At 66.2% G+C, this 21,325-nt stretch carries 16 protein-coding genes; 3 read left to right on the plus strand and 13 right to left on the minus strand.

Annotated features, from left to right (window positions below):
- The 4 genes from GM672_RS18770 to GM672_RS18785 all read right to left on the minus strand — a co-directional run.
- Positions 1-1,090: KGGVGR-motif variant AAA ATPase (locus GM672_RS18770; protein ID WP_371867082.1), on the minus strand; the 1,090-nt coding region annotated here is incomplete at its 3' end.
- 69 nt (positions 1,091-1,159) lie between these two features.
- On the minus strand, positions 1,160-1,765 hold the full coding sequence (locus tag GM672_RS18775) for a toll/interleukin-1 receptor domain-containing protein (protein WP_155472065.1): 606 nt from the start codon (positions 1,763-1,765) through the stop codon (positions 1,160-1,162).
- A gap of 220 nt (positions 1,766-1,985) precedes the next feature.
- Positions 1,986-4,019 carry a DNA repair helicase YoaA gene (gene yoaA / locus GM672_RS18780; protein WP_155472066.1) on the minus strand — a complete coding sequence of 678 codons (2,034 nt, stop codon included), beginning with the start codon at positions 4,017-4,019 and terminating at the stop codon, positions 1,986-1,988.
- Between the two features lie 24 nt (positions 4,020-4,043).
- Entirely contained in the window at positions 4,044-4,244 is a 201-nt protein-coding gene (locus GM672_RS18785) for a YdcH family protein (protein ID WP_155472067.1), read from the minus strand.
- A 200-nt stretch (positions 4,245-4,444) separates the two neighbouring features.
- On the opposite strand from GM672_RS18785, the gene GM672_RS18790 reads away from it, so the two are divergent.
- The gene (locus tag GM672_RS18790) at positions 4,445-5,224 is read left to right on the plus strand and encodes a PP2C family protein-serine/threonine phosphatase (protein ID WP_155472068.1); all 780 of its coding nucleotides are present in this window, start codon (positions 4,445-4,447) and stop codon (positions 5,222-5,224) included.
- Between the two features lie 44 nt (positions 5,225-5,268).
- Here GM672_RS18790 and GM672_RS18795 read toward each other — a convergent pair whose 3' ends face one another.
- The 6 genes from GM672_RS18795 to GM672_RS18820 form a co-directional block, all read right to left on the minus strand.
- The gene (locus tag GM672_RS18795; RefSeq protein WP_155472069.1) at positions 5,269-5,934 is read right to left on the minus strand and encodes a hypothetical protein; all 666 of its coding nucleotides are present in this window, start codon (positions 5,932-5,934) and stop codon (positions 5,269-5,271) included.
- A 52-nt stretch (positions 5,935-5,986) separates the two neighbouring features.
- On the minus strand, positions 5,987-7,084 hold the full coding sequence (gene zapE, locus GM672_RS18800) for a cell division protein ZapE (RefSeq protein ID WP_155472070.1): 1,098 nt from the start codon (positions 7,082-7,084) through the stop codon (positions 5,987-5,989).
- Positions 7,085-7,154: 70 nt separating this feature from the next.
- Positions 7,155-8,588 carry a dihydrolipoyl dehydrogenase gene (lpdA, locus tag GM672_RS18805; protein WP_155472071.1) on the minus strand — a complete coding sequence of 478 codons (1,434 nt, stop codon included), beginning with the start codon at positions 8,586-8,588 and terminating at the stop codon, positions 7,155-7,157.
- 2 nt (positions 8,589-8,590) lie between these two features.
- Positions 8,591-8,947, minus strand: a complete 357-nt coding sequence (locus tag GM672_RS18810; protein ID WP_155472072.1) for a PspC domain-containing protein — start codon at positions 8,945-8,947, stop codon at positions 8,591-8,593.
- Positions 8,948-9,050: 103 nt separating this feature from the next.
- Positions 9,051-10,313, minus strand: coding sequence for a 2-oxoglutarate dehydrogenase complex dihydrolipoyllysine-residue succinyltransferase (odhB, locus tag GM672_RS18815; RefSeq protein WP_155472073.1), 1,263 nt, complete (start codon positions 10,311-10,313; stop codon positions 9,051-9,053).
- A gap of 82 nt (positions 10,314-10,395) precedes the next feature.
- On the minus strand, positions 10,396-13,251 hold the full coding sequence (locus tag GM672_RS18820; protein ID WP_155472074.1) for a 2-oxoglutarate dehydrogenase E1 component: 2,856 nt from the start codon (positions 13,249-13,251) through the stop codon (positions 10,396-10,398).
- Between the two features lie 327 nt (positions 13,252-13,578).
- Between GM672_RS18820 and GM672_RS18825 the strand changes: the two genes are divergently transcribed.
- Together GM672_RS18825 and GM672_RS18830 are read left to right on the plus strand one after the other, a co-directional pair.
- Positions 13,579-13,968, plus strand: a complete 390-nt coding sequence (locus tag GM672_RS18825; RefSeq protein WP_155472075.1) for a BlaI/MecI/CopY family transcriptional regulator — start codon at positions 13,579-13,581, stop codon at positions 13,966-13,968.
- Between the two features lie 237 nt (positions 13,969-14,205).
- A complete protein-coding gene (locus tag GM672_RS18830) occupies positions 14,206-16,257 on the plus strand; it encodes a putative bifunctional diguanylate cyclase/phosphodiesterase (RefSeq protein WP_170300138.1) in 2,052 nt (683 codons plus the stop codon).
- Positions 16,258-16,290: 33 nt separating this feature from the next.
- Here GM672_RS18830 and GM672_RS18835 read toward each other — a convergent pair whose 3' ends face one another.
- The 3 genes from GM672_RS18835 to GM672_RS18845 all read right to left on the minus strand — a co-directional run bounded on the left by GM672_RS18835 (position 16,291) and on the right by GM672_RS18845 (position 20,945).
- A complete protein-coding gene (locus GM672_RS18835) occupies positions 16,291-16,746 on the minus strand; it encodes a hypothetical protein (RefSeq protein ID WP_155472077.1) in 456 nt (151 codons plus the stop codon).
- A 183-nt stretch (positions 16,747-16,929) separates the two neighbouring features.
- On the minus strand, positions 16,930-19,083 hold the full coding sequence (locus GM672_RS18840) for an ATP-binding protein (protein WP_155472078.1): 2,154 nt from the start codon (positions 19,081-19,083) through the stop codon (positions 16,930-16,932).
- A 185-nt stretch (positions 19,084-19,268) separates the two neighbouring features.
- Complete coding sequence (locus GM672_RS18845; RefSeq protein WP_170300139.1) at positions 19,269-20,945, minus strand: methyl-accepting chemotaxis protein; 1,677 nt, start codon at positions 20,943-20,945, stop codon at positions 19,269-19,271.
- Positions 20,946-21,325 lie beyond the last annotated feature (380 nt).

Consider the following 21,325-nt stretch of genomic DNA (forward strand, 5'->3'; position numbering starts at 1 on the left):
CCGTGCCGCGGCCGCGGCCGGCCTCGCGCGGCGCCCGTTCCATTGCCGCCCGCCCCCGCGCCACGGCCGTCAGCAGGGGGATTTCCTCGCGCGACAGCCACGGACAATGGCCGCCCAGGAACCAGCCCAGGAAGGATTCGAAGGTGCGCGTGACGGAGAAGCGGTCGTCCTCCTCGTGCAGGGCGACGGGCAGCTGCTCGCCCGAGGCGAGGCTGCGGGCCTGCTGCACCTGCACTTCGTCGAAATAGCTTTCCAGCGACATGCCGGAGTGGCCGTAGGCCTGGGACAGCGCCCGCTCGAACACGGGCTGGTAGCCGGGGATATTGCGCTCAGGGTCGCCGCGTCGCCACAGCGCCCGCTGCACGGCGTCGTCCATCTCGATGCGCGAGGGCAGCGGGTAGATCAGCAGGGGGCGCTGCTCGTCCTCGTGACTGCGGCGCCAGGCCGTGGCCCGCTGGATCAGCGCCTCCAGCCCTTCCAGGTGCTGCCGGTTCGGCGTGAACACGAGCACCAGCTTGGTGGGCAGCAGGGTCGTGCAGATGCTGGCCGTGGCCGTGCGGCCCGCGCGCGAGTCGACCAGCACGTGGCGGAAGCGGCGCGTCAGGTTGGCGCCGAATACCCGGAACAGCGCGGGACAGCCGGCGAACAATGCTTCCCAGTCCAGCTGCGCCAGGCGTTCGGCATAGCTGTCGTCGAGCCTGCCGGCGCGCAGCAGGTACAGGGGCCGGCTGTTATCGGCGCGCACGATGTACTGCTCCCAGCCGACGGCGTCGAGCACCTGCTGGGCCAGGTATTCGTCGTCATGGGCCGTGACGAGCCGGCTGCGCCGCAGCAGCTGGTCGCGGCACGCTTCGAACAGCTCCAGCAGGCCCGGCCCTTCCGCGCTGGCGCGGAAGTAATGGTGCAGGCCCGGCGCTTCCATGTCCCAGTCCACCATCAGGGTCGGCACGGAGGCATTGTTGCGGCGTGCCAGCATGACGGCCAGGTTGGCCAATGCCATCGTGCGCCCGGCCCCTCCCTTGTGCGAATGAAAGGTGACGACCTCTCCGGGTTCGTCGAGCGGTGGCAGAGACAGGCGATGCGTTTCCATGGCGGACCTTTATTGTTGGCTGGAGGGATGCTGTGGCAGGCAGCGAACGGCGACACGAAGGCCTTGCCATCAGCGCGGAAAATGCGGCGGCGGGGCCGCGCGCCATTCCGGCGGCAAGGGCGGCAGCTGGAAGGCGCCGCAGTCGTGTCCGGCCGGGATGGCATATTTCAGGCAGTGGTAATGGGCCACGATACGCTGCACCATCTTGTCGATGTCGGGCAGGAAGTCCGGGTTGGTCTTCAGGTCCCCCGTGGCAAGGGTATAGCGGGAGAAATCGACGTACATGCCGGGATCGGTGATCTGCGGCGGCAGGCTCAGCGGGTGGCGCGTCATGATGACGGGGATCGTCAGGTGGCTGGGCAGGTCGTACCACTGGCGCCGCTCGGCCTCGATCAGCTGCATCGCCGCGAACTCGCGCCGGGTATAGGCATGGGCCTCGTATTTCGGGGTATAGATCACGATCATGCAGACGCTTTCGCACAGCGCCCGCGCGATCTTGCGGTCCAGGTCGTCGCCACCACCGAGCTGTTCGCTGTCGACGAACAGTTCCCGCTCCGTATCGAAATGCGGTTCGAGATAGCAGCGCAGCGCGTCGATCAGGTCGTTCCTGAACTTGCTCATATACGCGTGCTGGCCATGGGCGTAGCTGAAGAAACAGCCATAGCGGATTGTCATGTCATCCTCTCCTGTTTCTCCCCTGCCCAGGTGTCGATATGGTCTTTTTTATAACGAATGCAAGCCAACTGTAACAAGCTGGTCAGAGGGAGCTTTGCGCTGGCGCAAACGGCGGACGAGCTGCGCATGCGCAGTCATGCGACTGCGCAGTCAGGAAGAAAAGGCGGAATGGAATTGCCGGCGCGACAGCGCGTACCGGCTGGCGCTTCAGGCGGAAGTTTCAGGACGGCTTGCCGGCGCCGCTGTGGAAGAACTCGATGACTTCGGCCTGTTCGCGCGTGCGCTTGAACGGCGGCAGGCTTTGCCAGATGCGGCGGCCATAGGGCTTGGAGATGACGCGGGGGTCGCACAGCATCAGCACGCCGCGGTCGCCTTCATCGCGGATCAGGCGGCCGGCGCCCTGCTTCAGGTTGATGATCGCCTCGGGCAAGGTGTGATGGACAAAGCCGTTCATGCCCTTCTTCTCCATCACTTCGATGCGGGCCGCCAGCACCGGGTCGTCCGGCGGCGCGAACGGCAGCTTGTCGATGATGACCAGCGACAGCGCCTCGCCGCGCACGTCGACGCCTTCCCAGAAGCTCTGGCTGCCGATCAGCACGCCGTTGCCGGCCTTGCGGAACTGGTCCAGCAGCTCGGTGCGGCCACGGTCGCCCTGCACGAACAGGGGGAATTTCAGGCCCCGCTTGTCGAACTCGTCGCGCAGGCGTTCGGCGGCCCGCTTCACGGCGCGCAAGGTGGTGCACAGCAGGAAGGTGCGTCCGCCGGCCGCCTCTATGACGGGCAGCGCCGCATCCAGCACGGCATCCGTGTAGCCCATCGAGTTCGGGTCCGGCAGCCCCTGCGGCACGTACAGGATGCCCTGCTCGGCGTAGTTGAACGGGCTGGGCCAGGACTTGGCGGGCTCGTCGTACAGGCCCAGCTGGTGGGCGAAGTGCTTGAAGTCGTTCTTCACGGCCAGGGTGGCGGACGTGAAGATCCAGCTGCGCGGCACGCCTTCGCGCTGGTTGTTGAAAATCTGCGCGATCGACAGCGGCGTCTTGTGCAATTGCAGCGAGCTGGCGAAGGCTTCCACCCAGTACACCGCCTCCTGGCCCGGCGCCACCTTGGCCTTCGGGTCGTACTGCCAGTCCTTGAAGGCCTGGGCCAGTTCCAGCCCGCGCGTGCGGCACTGCTCCAGGGTCTCGGCGCGCTGGGCCTGGCCTTCCAGCACTTCCAGCATGCCGTCCAGCTCTTCCTTCAGCTTGGCCAGCGCCGGGAAGAATTCCGACGACGGCGCGATCTGCGGCAGCGACAGGCGCACGATGTCCTGCGGGAAGGTCAGGCGCAAATCGCGCGCGGCCTTTTCCACCACGGACACGACGGCGCCCCAGTTGGCGCCGTCACGGGCATGCGACAGGCCCTCGGCCAGCACGTCGCGGCACAATTCCAGCACCTGCGACGTCGACACGCTTTCGCCGAAGAACAGGGTGGCCGTGTCGGGCAGCTGGTGCGCCTCGTCGAAGATGATGGTGTTGGCCGACGGCAGCAACTCGGCCACGCCCGTGTCCTTCAGTGCCACGTCGGCGAAGAACAGGTGGTGGTTGACGACGACGACGTCGGCCTGCTGCGCCTCGCGCCGCGCCTTCATGACGAAGCAGTCCTCGTAGTACTGGCATTCCTGGCCGACGCAATTCTCGCGCGTGGACGTCACCAAATTCCACACGGGCGCGTTTTCCGGCACCCGCGCCAGTTCGGCCTTGTCGCCCGTCTGCGTCATCTTCAGGAAGCGGGAAATCTCGCGCAGGTAGCCCACGTCCTCGCGCGACGTCATGCGCCCGTTGGCCAGGGTGCGTTCCAGGTGGTAGTGGCACAGGTAGTTGGCGCGCCCCTTCAGCAGCGCCACCGACACGGGCGCTTGCAGCGCCTTGCGCACGGTGGGGATGTCGCGCGAGAACAGCTGGTCCTGCAGGTTCTTCGTGCCCGTCGAAACGATGGTCTTGCCGCCCCACAGCAGCGCCGGCACCAGGTAGGCAAAGGTCTTGCCCGTGCCCGTGCCGGCCTCGGCGATCAAGGTCTCCTGGCCGGCGATGGCATGGGCGATGGCTTTTGCCATTTCCGTCTGCGATTTGCGGGGGCGAAAACCGCCCACGGCCGGGCCCAGCGGCCCGCCCGTGCCGAACAGGCGCTCCACTTCGGCGTCGTGCTTGCCGACGACGTCAGCGGGAACGGCAATGTCGCCGGCCGGGTCGGCAGGCGTGGAATCTTGATCGGTCAAAATAGTCGGGGAAAGGGGGGCGTGTCACGCCGGTACATCGGGCACCAGCTGCATCTTCAGCAGCGTGATGTAATCTTTCAGTTGCAGTTTGCGTTTCTTCAGCCGCCGCAGTTGCAGCTGGTCGTGATGCCCGTCCAGGGTGAGCATCTCGATCACGGCGTCCAGGTCGCGGTGTTCCACATCCAGCTCGACAATGCGGCGCCGGATCTCGTCTTCGTTCTTCATGGGATTCGCTACAAGTAAGGTCCGCGCCGCAGCGCCATGTTTGCCAACGGTTCCAGCAACGATTGAATCAGTTGCAAGCATCACAACGCAACAATCTACAATGCAATAATTCGTAATTGCAACAACGTACTTGCAACAAAACTGCGAACCGGTGCATAGTTTAACCCAGGTATGCATGAGAAAGAAGCCATCCGGCATTTATGAGCGAATACAAGATAGAGGCCGGCACCGCCCAGCACGTCGGCAACCGGCCACAACAGCACGACCGGGTGGCCCTGTTTACGGCGCCGAAGGCGCCAGGCTATGTGCTGGCCATCGTCGCCGACGGCGGCACCGGCAATGCCATCGGCGCCGACCAGGCCCTGCACACGGCGAAGCAGTCGTTCGACGACTACAAGGTGGGCGACGCGCCCAGCCTGGAGCGCCTGGCGGCCCTGCTGCGCGAAATCGTCCAGGAAACCCACGACGTGCTGCTGATGAACCCGGCCAACGCCGAGGCCCGCTCGACCCTGGTGCTGCTGCTGCTGACACCGCAGCGCCAGGCCGTCTGGGCCACCGTGGGCGACTCGCGCCTGTACCGTTTCGATCACGGCGCCCTGCGCGGCCGCACGGGCGACACGGACTATATTCAACACCTGATCGACGTCGACAAGGTGCCGCCGGAAGCAGCGCGCCGCCACCGCGCCTCGCGCCTGCTGGCCAATGCCGTCGGCAATCCGCTGAAGGCGCCTTTCGTGGCGGTCGGCGTGCAGGAAGACCTGCAGGCGGGCGACGCCTTCCTGCTGTGCACGGACGGCCTGTGGCCCTACTTCACCGACACGGAACTGGCCGCCGCCATCTCGCGCCGCACGCCCCGCGCCGCCGCCGAGCTGCTGATCGACAAGGCCAGGGAGCGGGCCAAGGGCAATGGCGACAATTGTTCGATGGCGATCGTGCGGCTGGTGGCGCGTGCCATGCCGGCGGACATGGCTGCGACGTAAAAAAGCCGGCGCGCGGCCGGCTGGTGTGCAGGAAGCCGTCAGCCTTATTTCGCCACGGCCTTCTGCTTCGCCTTTTCCGCATCGGCGGCGGCCTTGGCGGCCGCGTCGGCTGCCCGCTTGGCCTGCTTGGCGGCGCGTTCGGCCTTTTTCCGCGCGATTTCTTCCTGGCGCGTCTTCGATTCGACCTGCTTCTGCTGGTACTGTTCGACCTTCTTCGCACGCTGGCCTGCTTCGGCGGCCTCCTGGGCTTCGCGTGCGCGCACGCGCGCCTCGTGCTGGGCCTGGCGCTCGGCCGGCGTCTGCTTCGGCGCGGGGCGCGTGCGCTCGGGCGCCACCGTCTTGGGCACCGGTGGATTGGCCGCGTTGGCGGCGGCCGTCTCGGCGTCCTTGCGGGCGCGCTCTTCCAGTTCGCGGTCTCGTTCCTCGACGGCATGCTTGCGCTTGAAGTGGTTGGCGTCCACCTCCATCGTGCGCAGCTCGGAAAGGCGCAGCCGGCGCTTTTCCTTGGCCTTGTCCAGGCAGTTATTGACGAAGAACTTCTCGTAGCAGACCGCTTCCTGCTCGGAGAATTCGCGCTCGGCGGCCGCGCGCTCCTGCGCCACGCGCGCCAGGTTGGCGTCGGCCTGCTCCACCGTCTGCAACGGCGCCACCGGCTGCGCGAAGGCGCTGGCCGACAGCAGGGCCGCGCCGGCGATCAGGGAAATTTTCAAGTACATTGCCATGCTGGGGCTTCCGCTTTCGGTCCGGGTTTCAGGTCTCGTTTCAGGTCAGTGACGCGGCCGCGCCGCGCTGGGCCTTGTCCATGTACTCGCGCGACTGCATCTCGACGATGCGCGACACGGTGCGGTGGAACTCGTTGGCCAGCGCGCCGCTCGTGTACAGCTCCTCCGGCTCCACTTCGGCCGACATGATCAGCTTCACGCCCTGGTCGTAGAACACGTCGATCAGCCACGTGAAACGGCGCGCTTCGGACGACTGCCCGGCCGACATCATCGGCACCCCGGACAATATCACGGTATGGAAACGGCTGGCGATTTCGAGGTAGTCGTTCTGCGAACGGGGGCCGCCGCACAGGGTCTTGAAGTCGAACCAGATCACGGTGCCGGCCCGGCGCAGCGCGCGGATGTCGCGGTTCTCGATCTGGATGTGCGGGTCCTCGTCCTGCGTGGCGGACAGCTTGCCGTAGGCCTCGCGCAGCTTCTCGTCGGTGGCCGTATTGAGCGGCATGTAGTAGGCGTTGACCTGCTCCAGCGCGCGGCCACGGTAGTCGACCCCGGCGTCGACGTTGAGCACATCCATGCGCTCCTTCAACAGCGCGATGGTAGGCAGGATGCGGTCGCGGTGCAGGCCGTCCGGATACAGCGTGGACGGCTCGTAGTTCGACGTCATGATGAAGGACACGCCGTTGTCGTACAGCGCCTTCATCAGGTTATACAGGATCATCGCGTCGGCCACGTCGGAGACGTGGAACTCGTCGAAGCAGATCAGGCGGTATTTCTTGGCGATGCGCTTGGCCACCTCGTCGAGCGGGTCGGCGATGCCCATCAGCTCATCGAGCTGCAGGTGCACGGCGCGCATGAACTCGTGGAAGTGCAGGCGCGTCTTGCGCACCACGGGCACCACCGAGTAGAACGAATCCATCAGGAAGGACTTGCCGCGCCCTACCCCGCCCCACATGTAGACGCCGCGCGGCACGTCGGGCCGGTTGATCAGCCGCTTGAAGCTGTTCGAGCGCTGGGCCTTGTAGTCCACCCAGTCGTCATAGCACTGCTGGAGACGGTCGACGGCGCGGCGCTGCGCCTCGTCGGGCTTGAAGTTGCGCTGTTCCAGCGCGTGCTGGTAAAACTCGTGGACGTTCATCGGTGGTTTCGCTCGGTACAAAAAGGCCGGGCCGGCATAAGGCCGGCCCGGCTGGGACGCTGCGCGACGCTTAGAAGTTCAGGGTGCGCTTGTCGATCGCCAGTGCCGCTTCCTTGGTCGCTTCCGACAGCGAAGGGTGAGCATGGCAGATACGGGCGATGTCTTCGGCCGAGGCCTTGAACTCCATCGCCACGACGGCTTCGGAGATCAGCTCGGAAGCCATCGGGCCGATGATGTGCACGCCCAGGATTTCGTCGGTGGTGGCATCGGCCAGGAACTTGACCATGCCCGACGTGTCGCCCAGCGCGCGTGCGCGGCCGTTGGCCAGGAACGGGAAGGTGCCGGCCTTGTAGGCCGTGCCGGCCGCTTTCAGCTGCTGCTCGGTCTTGCCGACCCACGCGATTTCCGGCGACGTGTAGATCACCCATGGAATCGTGTCGAAGTTGGTGTGACCGTGCTGGCCGGCGATACGCTCGGCCACGGCAACGCCTTCTTCTTCCGCCTTGTGCGCCAGCATCGGGCCGCGCACGACGTCACCGATGGCCCACACGTTCGGCAGGTTGGTCTTGCAGTCGCCGTCGACGGCGATGAAGCCGCGCTCGTCCAGCGCCAGGCCGGCCTTCTCGGCGTTCAGGCCGTTCGTGTTCGGGGTGCGGCCGATCGAGACGATCAGCTTGTCGAACGTCGCTTCCTGCGCGCCACCCTTGGCGTCCGTGTACTTGACCGTGACGTTGTTCTCGCCCGTGGTGACGCTGTCGATCTTCACGCCCAGGTTGATGCCCAGGCCCTGCTTCGTAAACAGCTTCAGCGCTTCCTTGGCGATCTGCTCGTCGACGGCGCCCAGGAAGGTCGGCAGGCCTTCCAGTACCGTCACTTCCGAACCCAGGCGGCGCCATACGGAGCCCATTTCCAGGCCGATGACGCCGGCGCCGATGACGCCCAGCTTGGCCGGCACGCCTTCGATGGCCAGCGCGCCCGTGTTCGACAGGATCAGCTTCTCGTCGAACGGTGCGCCAGGCAGCGCGCGCGCGTTCGAGCCGGTCGCAACGATGACCTGCTTGGCGTTGATGGTCTCGGTCATCGGGCCCGTGATCTCGATCGGGTAGCCTTCCGCGCCAGCGGCGCCGCCGAAGGCCGCGCGGCCGTGGAAGAAGGTGACTTTGTTTTTCTTGAACAGGAACAGGATGCCGTCGTTGTTCTGCTTGACGACGGTGTTCTTGCGCTTGAGCATTTGCGGCAGGTTCAGGGTCAGGCCGGCGACATCGATGCCGTGGTCCTTGAACGCATGGCCGGCGTGCTCGAAGTGCTCGGACGACTGCAGCAGTGCCTTCGATGGAATGCAGCCGACGTTGGTGCAGGTGCCGCCTGGCGCGGGGCCGCCCTTTTCGTTGGCCCACTCGTCGATACACGCCACGGAGAAGCCCAGCTGCGCCGCGCGGATTGCCGCGATATAGCCGCCAGGACCGGCACCGATCACCACCACGTCGAATTGTTTATTGCTCATTATCATTTCCCAATCAGTTCGCCTCCCGGGAGATCTTCTTCCGGGACGAATATCCACAACAGAATGTAAATCACCAGCCCGAACCCGAACGACACCGTAAACAGCACGAACACGAGGCGCCAGATCCACGCCTCGATGCCCGACACCTTGCCGATGCCGCCGCAGACGCCGCCGATCCAGCGGTCCGTTCGCGAACGCCGCAGCCGCGAAAACTCGGTAGCCAGGTCGCCGTTGCCGGCCGACGGGCCGTTCGGCGTCGCATCCAGCAGCCGCGCCTTGGCGCGGGCGAATTCCTCATCGCTCAAGGCGCCCGCCTGGTGCAGCTCGTGCAGGCGCCTGATTTCTTCAGAGACGTTCATGGCCGATGCTCCCGAGGTCGAGGGACTGTCCCCGTGGGACCGTCCCCGGTGTTCATGCGGCGCCGCCGGCAGGAACCGGCGGCGGGGATTTACCGCTATGCGATTACAGGTCCAGCAGCAGGCGCGCAGGATCTTCCAGCGCTTCCTTCATTGCCACCAGGCCCAGCACGGCTTCGCGGCCGTCGATGATGCGGTGGTCGTACGACATCGCCAGGTAGTTCATCGGGCGGATGACGATCTCGCCGTTTTCGACGACGGCGCGGTCCTTGGTCGCGTGCACGCCCAGGATGGCCGACTGCGGCGGGTTGATGATCGGGGTCGACAGCATCGAGCCGAAGGTGCCGCCGTTCGAGATCGAGAACGTGCCGCCGGTCAGGTCGTCCAGGGTCAGCTTGCCTTCCTTGGCTTTCTGGCCGAATTCGCCGATCTTCTTCTCGATGTCGGCAATGCTCATCTGGTCGGCGTCGCGCAGGATCGGCACCACCAGGCCGCGTGGCGAACCGACGGCGATACCGATGTCGAAGTAGCCGTGGTAGACGATGTCGGTGCCGTCGACCGAAGCGTTGATGATCGGGTACTTCTTCAGCGCGGCCACGGCGGCCTTGACGAAGAAGGACATGAAGCCCAGCTTGACGCCGTGCTCTTTTTCGAACTTGTCCTTGTACTTGTTACGCAGGTCCATCACCGGCTTCATGTTCACCTCGTTGAAGGTGGTCAGGATGGCGTTGGTGGACTGCGATTCGACCAGGCGCTCGGCAATACGGGCGCGCAGGCGGCTCATCGGCACGCGCTCTTCCGGACGGTCGCCCAGTTTCGCGGTGGTCGGTGCGTTCACCTGCTGCAGGGCAGGCTTGGCGGCGGCGGCCGGCTTGGCGGCGGGCGTTGCCGCCTTGGCGGGAGCGGAAGCGGCCAGGGCATCGCCCTTGGTCACGCGGCCGTCCTTGCCGGAACCGGCGACGTCGGTCGCCGACAGGCCTTTTTCGGACAGGATCTTGGCGGCGGCCGGCATGGCCACGTCGCCTTTCGTGCCACCGGTGGCGGCAGCGGCGGCAGGTGCCGGCGTCGGCGGCGCTTCAGCCTGGACCGGCGCGGCGGTGACGGGCAGCGGGGAAGCCATTGCGGTGGCATCGGTGTCGATGATCGCAATGACCTGGCCTGCAACGACGGTAGCGCCGTCGGCGGCGATGATCTGCACGATCACGCCGGACTCCGGAGCCGGCAGTTCCAGGACGACCTTGTCGGTTTCGATGTCGATCATGTTTTCGTCACGCGTGACGGATTCGCCCATCCGCTTGTGCCAGGACAGCAGGGTCGCTTCAGCGACGGATTCCGACAGTTGTGGAACTTTGACTTCGATTTGTGCCATGTATTACTCCGTGAATTCGATTATGCGCGGTTAGCCGCGCGGCAGGCTCGTGGCCATGCCGCGCGGCGGTCCTAAAGCGTGATTACTTGGTCAGGATGAAGCCCTTCAGCTTCGAGAACGCCGTCTCCAGCAGTTCTTTCTGCTGGGCGTAGTGCTTGTCGTAGTAACCGACAGCCGGCGACGCGGAGGCAGGACGGCCGGCATACGCCAGGCGCTGGCCCGCTTCCATCGACTCGAAGATGTTGTGCTGGATCTGGAACCATGGACCCTGGTTCTGCGGCTCGTCCTGCGCCCACACCACTTCGGTGGCGGCCGGGAACTTCTTCAGTTCGGCGGCGAAGGCCTTGTGCGGGAACGGATACAGCTGCTCGACGCGGATGATGGCCGTATCAAGCTGGCCGCGCGTCTTGCGGGCGTTGGCCAGGTCGAAGTAGACCTTGCCCGAGCAGGCGATCACGCGCTTGACCTTCTTGGCGTCGATCTTCTCGTCGATCTCGCCGATCACGGTCTGGAACGCACCCTTGGCCAGGTCGGACAGGGGCGAACCGGCATCCTTGTTACGCAGCAGCGACTTCGGCGTCATGACGACGAGCGGCTTGCGGAACTGGCGCACCATCTGGCGGCGCAGCAGGTGGAAGATCTGCGACGCGGTGGTCGGCTGCACCACCTGCATATTGTTGTCGGCGCACAGCTGCAGGAAACGCTCGGGGCGGGCCGACGAGTGTTCCGGACCCTGGCCTTCGTAACCGTGCGGCAGCAGCATGACCAGGCCCGAGGCGCGGCCCCACTTCACTTCGCCGGAGCTGATGAACTGGTCGATGACGACCTGGGCACCGTTGACGAAGTCGCCGAACTGGGCTTCCCAGATCGTCAGGGTGTTCGGCTCGGCGGTCGAGTAGCCGTATTCGAAGCCCAGCACCGCTTCTTCCGACAGCACGGAGTCGATCACGGTGAACGGGGCCTGGCCTTCGGAGACGTTCTGCAGCGGCACGTAGGTGCCGGCATCCCAGCGTTCGCGGTTCTGGTCGTGCAGCACGGCGTGGCGGTGCGTGAACGTGCCACGGCCGGCGTCCTGGCCGGTCAGGCGCACGGCGTAGCCGGACGACACCAGCGATGCGTAGGCCAGGTGTTCGCCCATGCCCCAGTCCAGGTTCAGCTCACCCTTGCCCATGTTGGCACGGTCGCCCAGCACCTTCTCGACCAGCGAGTGCACCTTGAAGCCTTCCGGCACGGTGGTGATGCGGGTGGCCAGGCGCTTCAGCTCCGTCAGCGGCACGGCGGTATCGGCCGCGTCGGTCCACTTGCGGTTCAGGAAAGGCAGCCAGTCGACGGCGAACTTGTTCTTGAAGTTCGAGATGACCGGATCGACCGTGTGCTTGCCCGCGTCCATGGCAGCGCGGTAGGCGGCCTGCATCTGGTCGCCGCCGTCGGCCGGGATCACGCCCTGGGCCGCCAGCTTGTCGGCGTACAGGCGGCGCGTGCCGGGGTGCTGCGCGATCTTCTTGTACATCAGCGGCTGCGTCAGCGCCGGGGTGTCCTGCTCGTTGTGACCCAGCTTGCGGTAGCAGATGATGTCGACGACGATGTCCTTCTGGAACTGGGCGCGGTAGTCCAGCGCGATCTGCGAAGCCAGCACGCAGGCTTCCGGATCGTCGGCGTTCACGTGCAGTACCGGTGCCTCGATCATCTTGACGACGTCGGAGCAGTAGATCGTCGAACGGGCATCGCGCGGGTCCGACGTGGTGAAGCCGATCTGGTTGTTGATGACGATGTGCACCGTGCCGCCCGTGCCGTAGCCGCGGGTCTGCGCCAGGTTCAGCGTTTCCATCACGACGCCCTGGCCGGCGAATGCGGCATCACCGTGCACCAGGATCGGCAGCACCTGCGCGCCGTGGACGTCGCCGCGGCGGTCCATGCGCGCCTTGACGGAGCCTTCGACGACGGGGTTGACGATTTCCAGGTGCGACGGATTGAACGCCAGCGACAGGTGGACCGGGCCGCCCGCGGTGGAGATGTCGGACGAGAAGCCCTGGTGGTACTTGACGTCGCCGGCCGGCAGGTCGTCGCCGTGCTTGCCTTCGAATTCTTCGAACAGGTCCTTCGGCGCCTTGCCCAGGGTGTTGACCAGGACGTTCAGGCGGCCGCGGTGGGCCATGCCGATGACGATTTCCTGCACGCCCTTTTCACCGGCGCGCTGGATGATCTCGTCGATCGACGCGATGAAGGTCTCGCCGCCTTCGAGCGAGAAGCGCTTCTGGCCGACGTATTTGGTGTGCAGGTAGCGTTCCAGGCCTTCGGCCGCCGTCAGGCGTTCCAGGATGTGCTTTTTCTTCTCGGCCGTGAAGTTCGGCGTCGAGCGGATCGATTCCAGGCGTTCCTGCAGCCAGCGCTTTTCGGCCGGGTCGGAAATGTACATGAATTCCGCGCCGATGGAGCGGGTGTACGTGTCGCGCAGGAAGTTGGTCAGGTCGCGCAGGGACGCGTTTTCCGGGCCAAAGTAGGTGTTGCTGATGTTGAACACGGTGTCCATGTCCGCATCCGTGAAGCCATAGGACGCAGGGTCCAGCTCGGGGATGGCGGGACGTTCCTGGCGCTGCAGCGGGTCCAGGTTGGCCCAGCGCGAACCCAGGTAGCGGTAGGCGGCGATCAGCTGCGTGGCGGCGACGCGCTTGCGGCCCATTTCCGGATCGCCCGAGGCGACCACGGTGCGGATCGGGCCGGCCTTGGCGCGCTCGGCGAACGAGGCGATGACCGATGCGTGCGCAACGTCGGGCTTGTTCGAGCCGTCGACGGCCGGGACGTGCTGCATCGCGTCGAAATACGCGCGCCAGTTGTCCGGTACCGAACCAGGGTTTTCCAGATACGCTTCGTAGAGCTCTTCTACGTACGGCGCATTCCCACCGAACAGGTAGGAGTTGGACGTGAGTTGTTGCATCATTCTTGCTCACCTTTCTTCGCGCTTCGCGAGGAATTAGCGGGTTAATCTAACCTTCCGCGACACGGCCTGACCGGTTAGCGGATCGCACATCAAGTTGTGGGGGAAGGACTGTACAACTGTTTTGAAGCCGAAAAATGTTGCTGTTGCAAGGCATTGTTATTTACACAAAGCGGCAACAACTTCTCCGAAATTTCAACAATGGTTGTTTAGCATAGCACGCCCCCTTGAGGTGGAACAACCTTTGTGCGGAAAAATGGCTGGGGTCGAAGGCCTGCTTTCGGCGCCGGTTTGCTAGACTTCCTGGTCTAGATCACCTATTCTACTTCCATGACCACGCCCACCCCGCCGAAGCCCACTCCCGCCGAACTGGAAATGCTGCGCCTGCTGTATGCGCTGGGGCCGGCCACGGCCAGGCAGGTTCACGAGGCGGCCCAGGCGACTCGCCCGGATACCACCTACGCCAACGCGCTGCGGCTGCTGCAGGTAATGCACGGCAAGGGCCTGCTGACCCGCGACGAGAGCGCGCGCGCCCACGTCTACGCCCCGGCCCAGGCCCAGGATTCGATCCAGACCAGCCTGCTGAAAGAACTGATCCACAAGGCCTTTGCCGGTTCCGGCAAGGCCCTCGTGCTGGCCGCGTTGCGCGGCGGTCACGTCAGCCCGACCGAGCGTGCCGAAATCCAGGCCCTGCTGGACGAAGAAGACGGCCGGGACTGATCTTCCCGCTCAGCATTGCAGCACGTCACGCCTTGCCAAGCGCGCGGCACCCCTTTGTTTTTTCGATCACACTATTACTGTGCTTTACCGATGGCATGCCCGCCGGCAGCAACCATCGCCCACCCCGCCGGCAAGCAATAAGAAGTTTCGCCAGGCATCATAAAAATCAAGAATAGACGCCAGCGCGGCAGCGCGCGGCCACAGCGTTTTCGGGGGAAAGGTATGGGAGAAAGCGGGTTGGAACCGGCCATCGACGTCGGCGGCTTGCCGTTGCGCGGGGTCATGGAACTGTTGGCCGGGACCTTTTGCGTCCTGGACGAGTCGGGTTACTTCGTGCTGTGGAACGAGGAGGTGGAACGCGTCACGGGCCTGTCCGGCGAACGGCTGCACAAACTGCACATGCTGGAAGTGTTCGACCCGGCCGACCGGCCCCGCGTGGCCCACGCCTTCTGCACGGCGCTGGAAGGCGACGGCCGCATCCAGCTGGAAGCACGCCTGCGCTCGGTGGACGGCGAATCGAAGCTGTATGCCTTCTGCACGTCGCGCCTGATGCATGGCGACGTCGCCTACACCTGCGGCATGGGCATGGACCTGTCGCAGCACCAGCGCCAGCGGGACAAGCTGGAACTGTTCGAGCGGGCCCTGACGGCGGCCAGCAACGGCATCGTCATCACCCGCCACGACGGCCTGGACAACCCGATCGAATACGTCAATCCCGCCTTCGAGCGCATCAGCGGCTATCCGGCCGCCGAAGTGATGGGCCGCGACTCGCGCTTCATGGCCGCCCCCGGCCTGGACGAGGACCAGCGTGCCCGGCTGGGCGAATCGATCCGTGCCCAGCAGCAGGCTTCGGTGGTGTTTCGCAACCAGCGCAAGAACGGCGAGCTGTTCTGGAATCACCTGTCCGTCACGCCCGTGCGCGACGCCGGCCACCGCGTCACCCACTTCATCGGCATCATCGAGGACATCACGGCCACCAAGCAGCGCACGTCGCAGCTGGAACACCTGGTCACGCATGACGCACTGACGGGCCTGGCCAACCGCGTCCTGCTGCGCGACCGGCTGGAACAGGCCATCGGCGTGGCCCAGCGCAACCACGAGCTCGTGGCCGTGGCCATGATGGACCTGAACAAGTTCAAGGAAATCAACGACACGATGGGCCACGCGGCCGGCGACATGGTGCTCAAGCAAGTAGCCCGCCGGCTGCAGTCGGCGCTGCGCGAATCGGACACCGTGGCGCGCCTGGGCGGCGACGAATTCGTGCTGCTGCTGGCGGACCAGCCCAACCTGCGCTTCACCTTGCGCATGATCGACCGGGTGCGGCGCGCGATGGCGGGCGAGATGGACATCGACGGGCGCATCCTGTCCGTCGGCGCCAGCATGGGCGTGGCGGTCTACCCCAGCGACGGCCGCAATGCCCACGACCTGCTGCAGGCGGCCGATGCCGCCATGTACCAGAGCAAGCACGGCGGGCCGGACGCGGTGCACTTCTATTCGCCCGCGATGGCCAACACGACGGCCGCGCGCCGGCACATGGAGCAGGCGCTGCGCGAAGCGCTCGACCGCGACGACCTGTACCTGCTGTTTCAACCCAATGTCTGCGTCGGGACGGGCAAGATCCTGGGGCTCGAGGCGCTGCTGCGGTGGCGCCATCCGGAGCGGGGCGAGCTGCTGCCGGCCGACTTCCTGCCCGAGGCCGAGGAAAACGGCCTGATCGTGCCGCTGGGCCGGCGCGTGCTGGAGGAGGTGTGCGGCACCCTGCGCTTCCTGGCGGACCTGGGCTACCCGGACCTGCCCATTTCCGTCAACGCCTGCAGCCGCGAATTCACCCAGCGGGACTACCTGCTGCACCTGGGCCGGCGGGTGGCCCACCATGGCGTCAACCCGTCCAGCCTGTCGCTGGAATTGCACGAGGAACAGCTGATGCACGACCCGGAACAGGCGCAGCGCCTGGCCAACGGCCTGCAGGAACTGGGCATCGGCCTGTCGGTCGACGAGTTCGGGGCCGGGCTGAACAACCTGTCCTGCCTGCGCCAGCTGCCCGTCAGCCAGCTGAAGATGACGCGTCGGCGCGTGCAGGAAATCGGTGCCACGCCCAGCGACGGCATGCTGGCCAAGACCATGCTCGACATCGGCCACAACCTCAATATCCGCGTCGTCGCCACGGGCGTGGAAACCCAGGACCAGCACGACTTCCTGGCCGCCAACGGCTGCAGCAGCATGCAGGGCAATTACATCAGCCGGCCCATGGCCCGGCCGGCGCTGGCCGAGTGGCTGACGCGGCATTGATGCGGCACTGAGTCGGCACGTCGGCCGCGCCGCTCAGGCGGGCGCGCGTGCGCTGCGGGCGAAGCTTGACGGATCGTGGCGGCGGCAGCGGCCATGTTCGTCACGCTTCGCCACCGCACCGCCAGCCAGGCGCAGCACGACGGTGCAGTCGAACGGTTCGCCGCCGCTGCAATAGTGTCCCGACACCGGCCGCGCCGGCGTATCGAACCGGAGCTCGACCTGCGCCTGCACCATCTGGTCGATGGGGATGCCTTCCCTGCGCAGCGCGCGCCGCAGGAACTCGCGGTAATTGCGTGCCGCCGTGACGGCGGCCGGCGCGGAAAGCGTGGCCTCGCCACCCAGCAGGTCCAGGCACAGCGCATTGCTGCCGGCAGCGCTGGCGGCGGCGTAGAGGAGGCCAGGCGCCCAATATCCCTCGACGTCGTTATTGCGGCTGACGAACGAGCTGAGCAGCCCGGCGGCGACATTGCGCAAGCGTTTGATGGCCATGTTTTCCTTGGGTCGTACTCTTCGGCAGCCGCAGCGGGGTCAGCAGGCTGTCCTGGCTGATGGCCAGCCTTGCCGCCAGCGCCGGGATATGACTCCCCCGGATGGCCCCGCCGCGCATGGATTCGATGATCTGCGCGACGTCCCCCGCAGCAGGCGCAGCTCCGCCCTGGCGCCCGCTGGACGCTAACGCACCGCCTGTTCGCGCGTCAGCAGGGACAGCAGCCGCTCCGGCATGACGGGCTTGACGAGGTGGGCTTCGAAGCCGGCCGCGCGGCTGCGCGCCAGGTCTTCCGGCTGGCCGTAGCCGCTCAGCGCGATCATGCGGCAGCGCTCGCCGCCGGGCATGGCACGCAGGCGCTGCGCCAGCTCGTGGCCGCTCATCAGGGGCAGGCCGATGTCGAGCACGGCCACGTCGGGCCGGAAGGCATCGATCCGCGCCAGCGCCGTGTGCGGGTCGAAGCAGACATCGACCTTGTGGCCGTGCTGCGTCAGCAGCATGCCCAGCATGCGCACGGCATCCTCGTTGTCGTCCACCAGCAGGATGGCCAGGCCGCTGCCGCCAACCGGTGCGTCGTTGGCGGCAACAGCCGGCGGAGCGCCGGCAGCGGCATCGAAGGCGGGCAGGCGCACGACCACTTCGCAGCCCTGGCCGGGGCCGGCGCTGAAGGCGTCGATGCGGCCCTCGTGCAGCTCGACCAGCCGGCGCGCCAGCGCCAGGCCCACGCCCAGTCCCCCTTCCGCGCGGTCGATGCCGCGCGCGCCCTGGTAGAACAGGTCGAAGGCCTGGCGCAGCTCGGCCGCCGTCATGCCGCGGCCATTGTCCGTCACGCCGATGCGCACCTGCCCGGCCGCGTCGCGCGCCGCGTGCAGCCGGATGCGGCCCTGGCGCGGCGTGTAGCGGGCCGCGTTGATCAGCAGGTTGGCCAGTACCTGGGCCAGGCGCACGGCGTCGCCGAACACCACCAGCGCGGGATCGACCGTCAGGGTCAGCTGGTGCGCATGGGCCGAGATTTCGGCGGCGGCCAGCTCGACGGCCTTGTCGATCACTTCGGAGACGGGCACCCGGGCCCGGCGCAGCACGACCTTGCCCTGCGTGACGCGGGCGATGTCGAGCAGGTCGTCGACCAGGCGCACCAGGTGGTCGACCTGGCGCCGGATCAGCTGGCGCTCCGTCGTGGCGCTGTCGCCCCGCAGTTCCATCATTTCCAGCGCCAGCAGGATGGGCGACAGGGGGTTGCGCAGCTCGTGGCCCAGCATGGCGAGGAACTGGTCCTTGTTGCGGTTCGCTTCCGTCAACGTCGCCAGCAGCGCGTCGCGCTCGTGCCGCTCGGTGGCGTCGCGCGTGAAGCAGCGCGTGTAGCGCAGCTCGCCGTTCTCGAAGCGGGCGTTCGAATGGATCAGCACGTGGCGGATGCCGCCGTCCTTGCAGCGCAGCCGGGCCGGCTGGTCGTAGACGGTCTCGCCCTTCTGCAGGGTGGCCAGGATATGGTCGATCACGTGGGCATCGACGTGGAACTCGGCGATATGGCGGCCCACATACTCCTCCCAGCGGTAGCCCAGCAGGGCCAGCTCGGCCTTGTTGGCCCACAGGATGGTGCCGTCGGCGCCGACCCGGTGGATACCTTCGGCGGCATTGTCGAGGAAATCGGCCAGGTCGGCCTCGCTGGCCGCGGCCAGCCGCTCGGCATCGCGCCGCCGGCGCACTTCGCCGTCCAGGGCCAGCGCCTTGCGCTCCAGCTCGAGCAGCCGGAACTGGTCCGGGCGCGACACGGTGCCGGCCGCCGGCTGCTTCTGCGAGCACGCATGGGTGTGAGCCTGGCAGATGGCGGCAAAGCTGTTGGCCAGCTCCACCGTGGGGAACAGCGACCACGGGTAGGCGCAGAACAGGGAAAACGTGGTCTGCCCGGCCAGCGCATTCCACAACTGCTCGAGGCGCACGGCCGCTTCGAAGCGCCCGTCCGCACACAGCAGGGCCACCATCTCGCCATAGGCATGCAGGGGCGCGCCCGTGGCCCGGGCGCTGCGCACGAGGGCGCCGACGACGGCATCGAAACGGGCATCGTCGGGCCAGCCGTCGACGCAGATGGCCGCCAGCGTGTCGGCCGCGTCGCGCACGACCAGCCGGGCCAGGCACCCCGGCGTCGTGCCCGGCAGCCGTGGCAGCACGGCCGCCACCCGCACCGGCGTGGCGATCAGGATCGCCGATCCCTGCTGTGCCAGCGCCGCCAGCAGGTGCTGGGCGATCTCGTCGGCCAGCAGGTCTTCGTCGTCATAGAAGCGCACGAAGTGGTGACCTTCGCGACCGTGGGGTGTTTCCGGGTGGGAGAGTGTTTGCATGGGGGGCGCCGTCAGGGGGCCGGCCAATGAGGCCCATCGACTATTTTAGATTGTCCTTGTCATTTCGTCGCGGACTTGTTTCCCAAATGAATTGTCCTGGACAGCGTCCCAACGCTGTCCAGGACGGAACCGGCCACGGCGCGAGCGGCGTCCGTGGCCGGGTGTTTCTAAATCAATGCTTCCTTTTACGTGGTGGCCAGGCGCGAGGCGGCGCCGGACCGCGTCGAGCCGGTGGCGGCGGCAGGCAATGCGAGGCGTGCTGCGGGCTTGCTTGCGCCCCGTGCCGGCACCGTACCGAGCTGGAATGCGGAAGCGCGTTCGGCAAGTTGCTCGGCCTGTTCGTGCAGCGCCGCCGATGCGGCAAACGCCTCCTCCACCAGTGCGGCGTTCTGCTGGGTCGATGCATCGATCTCGGCCAGCGTCTGGTGCATCTGCAGGATGCCTGCTTCCTGTTCCGTGCCGGCGGCCTCGATCTCGCCGATGATCTGGCTGACCTGCCGCACGTTCTGCACGATGTCCGTCATGGTCTGGCCGGCTTGCGCCACCAGGGTTCCACCCGCATCCACCTGGCTGATGGATGCGCCGATCAGTTCCTTGATTTCCTTGGCCGCCGCGGCCGAGCGCTGGGCCAGGGCCCGCACTTCCGCCGCTACCACGGCAAAGCCCCGGCCCTGTTCGCCGGCACGCGCCGCCTCGACCGCCGCGTTCAATGCGAGGATGTTGGTCTGGAAGGCAATGCCGTCGATCACGCTGGTGATATCGGCGATCCGACGGGCCGACGCATCGATCGATGCCATCGTGTCGATCACCGAATTGACGACCAGGCCGCCTTTTTCGGCCACGCCCGTTGCCTGCACCGCCAGGGCGCTGGCCTGGCGGGCATGCTGGCTGTTCTGCTGCACGGCGGCCGTCAATTCTTCCATCGCCGAGGCGGTCTCTTCCAGCGCCGCAGCCTGCTTTTCAGTCCGGTGCGACAGGTCGCGGTTACCGCCGGCAATCTGACCGGAGGCCGAGGCGATTTCCTCCGCGCCGGAATTGACGGCACCGATCACATCGCGCAGCTTTTCCGTCATATTGCCCAGCGCCCCCAGCAGGCGGCCGAATTCGTTGCCCGACGTGGCGGTCAGATGCATCGTCAGATCGCCCGCTGCGGCGCGCTGCGCTGCCTCGACGGCCTGCTGCAGCGAATCGCCGATGGTGCGGGTGATATACCGGCCGGCGCCCCATGCCACGATCACGGCAAAGGCCATCGCCAACGAACCGAACAGCATGGCCGAGTCGATCTGGGCATCGACCGCGGCGTGGTTCGTCACGGCACGGCCGCTCAGGTATGTCGCCAGCGCCAGGGCTTCCTTGTCGGCGGCGCGATAGGTCGGATTGATCGTGGTGATCAGGATCTTCTGCGCCTCGTCCCAGTCATTGCCGACGATGGCGCGTGCCGCCGCGCCCGTGCTGTCCATGCCCAGGCGGCCGCTGACGCCATACCAGCGCTCGGCCAGCTCGACTTCCACCGGGTCTTGCACGGCAGTGCGGTAGGCCTGCCACAGGTTTGCGATCTCGGCGCTGTTCTTGGCGATGAGGCCGTCGTGGATGGCCAGCGGATGATCGTGCATGGCGGCGTACTCGGTTGCAGGATTGTGCTGCAAGGCCTGCAGCACCTGGCTGCGGTTGGTCTCCATGCGCAGGCGGATCTTGTCGACCGTCGCCTGCGCCGTCAGGTCGGCGGTGCTGCTTGCTTCAAGTGCCTGGACGGAGAAATTGGTCAGCCAGCGGCCGCCCACGCCGAACAGGACGAGCAGGATGATCAGGGATCCAAGCGTCACACGAAGCAAGGTACGGATGGCAATATTCGTCAATTTCATCATTATTTCCAGGGGCTGGGGAAGGTTAAACGCGGTCGAATAATCAAATTCGGCAATAAAATTGATGATGCGCGCAAAATTGCCATGCGTCAACATTAACTTCATCAAATTCAATGCGAATCCGACGGTGCTCCCCGGGTCGCTTGCGGGTCAGTGAATGCGACGGCAAGACGGCCCTGACCTTTGCAGGAACTCCTCGATTGCTCGCCGGGAGCTGGCTGGTGGAGAAGCTGCGTGCAACGTGCCGCACCTGGTGTGCAGCGCGCAGGCTTGCCGGTGAGCGCGACCGTGCGTGGCCCCGCTATCTGTCCCATTCACTGCGAACGGGATCACGGCAAAAAAAAAGCGGACCCGAAGGTCCGCTTTTCAAAGCCAGGGGC

Origin of the sequence: Pseudoduganella buxea (assembly GCF_009720835.1) — a bacterium.
Classification (GTDB): Bacteria; Pseudomonadota; Gammaproteobacteria; order Burkholderiales; family Burkholderiaceae_D; genus Rugamonas; species Rugamonas buxea.

What these genes read in the sequence shown, in the direction of transcription:
- GM672_RS18775 (WP_155472065.1), bottom strand. Translation starts at nt 1,765, where the DNA reads ATGACAATCCGCTATGGCTGTTTCTTCAGCTACGCCCATGGCCAGCAC.
- GM672_RS18785 (WP_155472067.1), bottom strand. Translation starts at nt 4,244, where the DNA reads ATGAAGAACGAAGACGAGATCCGGCGCCGCATTGTCGAGCTGGATGTG.
- GM672_RS18790 (WP_155472068.1), top strand. Translation starts at nt 4,445, where the DNA reads ATGAGCGAATACAAGATAGAGGCCGGCACCGCCCAGCACGTCGGCAAC.
- zapE (WP_155472070.1), bottom strand. Translation starts at nt 7,084, where the DNA reads ATGAACGTCCACGAGTTTTACCAGCACGCGCTGGAACAGCGCAACTTC.
- lpdA (WP_155472071.1), bottom strand. Translation starts at nt 8,588, where the DNA reads ATGAGCAATAAACAATTCGACGTGGTGGTGATCGGTGCCGGTCCTGGC.
- GM672_RS18810 (WP_155472072.1), bottom strand. Translation starts at nt 8,947, where the DNA reads ATGAACGTCTCTGAAGAAATCAGGCGCCTGCACGAGCTGCACCAGGCG.
- odhB (WP_155472073.1), bottom strand. Translation starts at nt 10,313, where the DNA reads ATGGCACAAATCGAAGTCAAAGTTCCACAACTGTCGGAATCCGTCGCT.
- GM672_RS18820 (WP_155472074.1), bottom strand. Translation starts at nt 13,251, where the DNA reads ATGATGCAACAACTCACGTCCAACTCCTACCTGTTCGGTGGGAATGCG.
- GM672_RS18825 (WP_155472075.1), top strand. Translation starts at nt 13,579, where the DNA reads ATGACCACGCCCACCCCGCCGAAGCCCACTCCCGCCGAACTGGAAATG.
- GM672_RS18835 (WP_155472077.1), bottom strand. Translation starts at nt 16,746, where the DNA reads ATGGCCATCAAACGCTTGCGCAATGTCGCCGCCGGGCTGCTCAGCTCG.
- GM672_RS18840 (WP_155472078.1), bottom strand. Translation starts at nt 19,083, where the DNA reads ATGCAAACACTCTCCCACCCGGAAACACCCCACGGTCGCGAAGGTCAC.
- GM672_RS18845 (WP_170300139.1), bottom strand. Translation starts at nt 20,945, where the DNA reads ATGAAATTGACGAATATTGCCATCCGTACCTTGCTTCGTGTGACGCTT.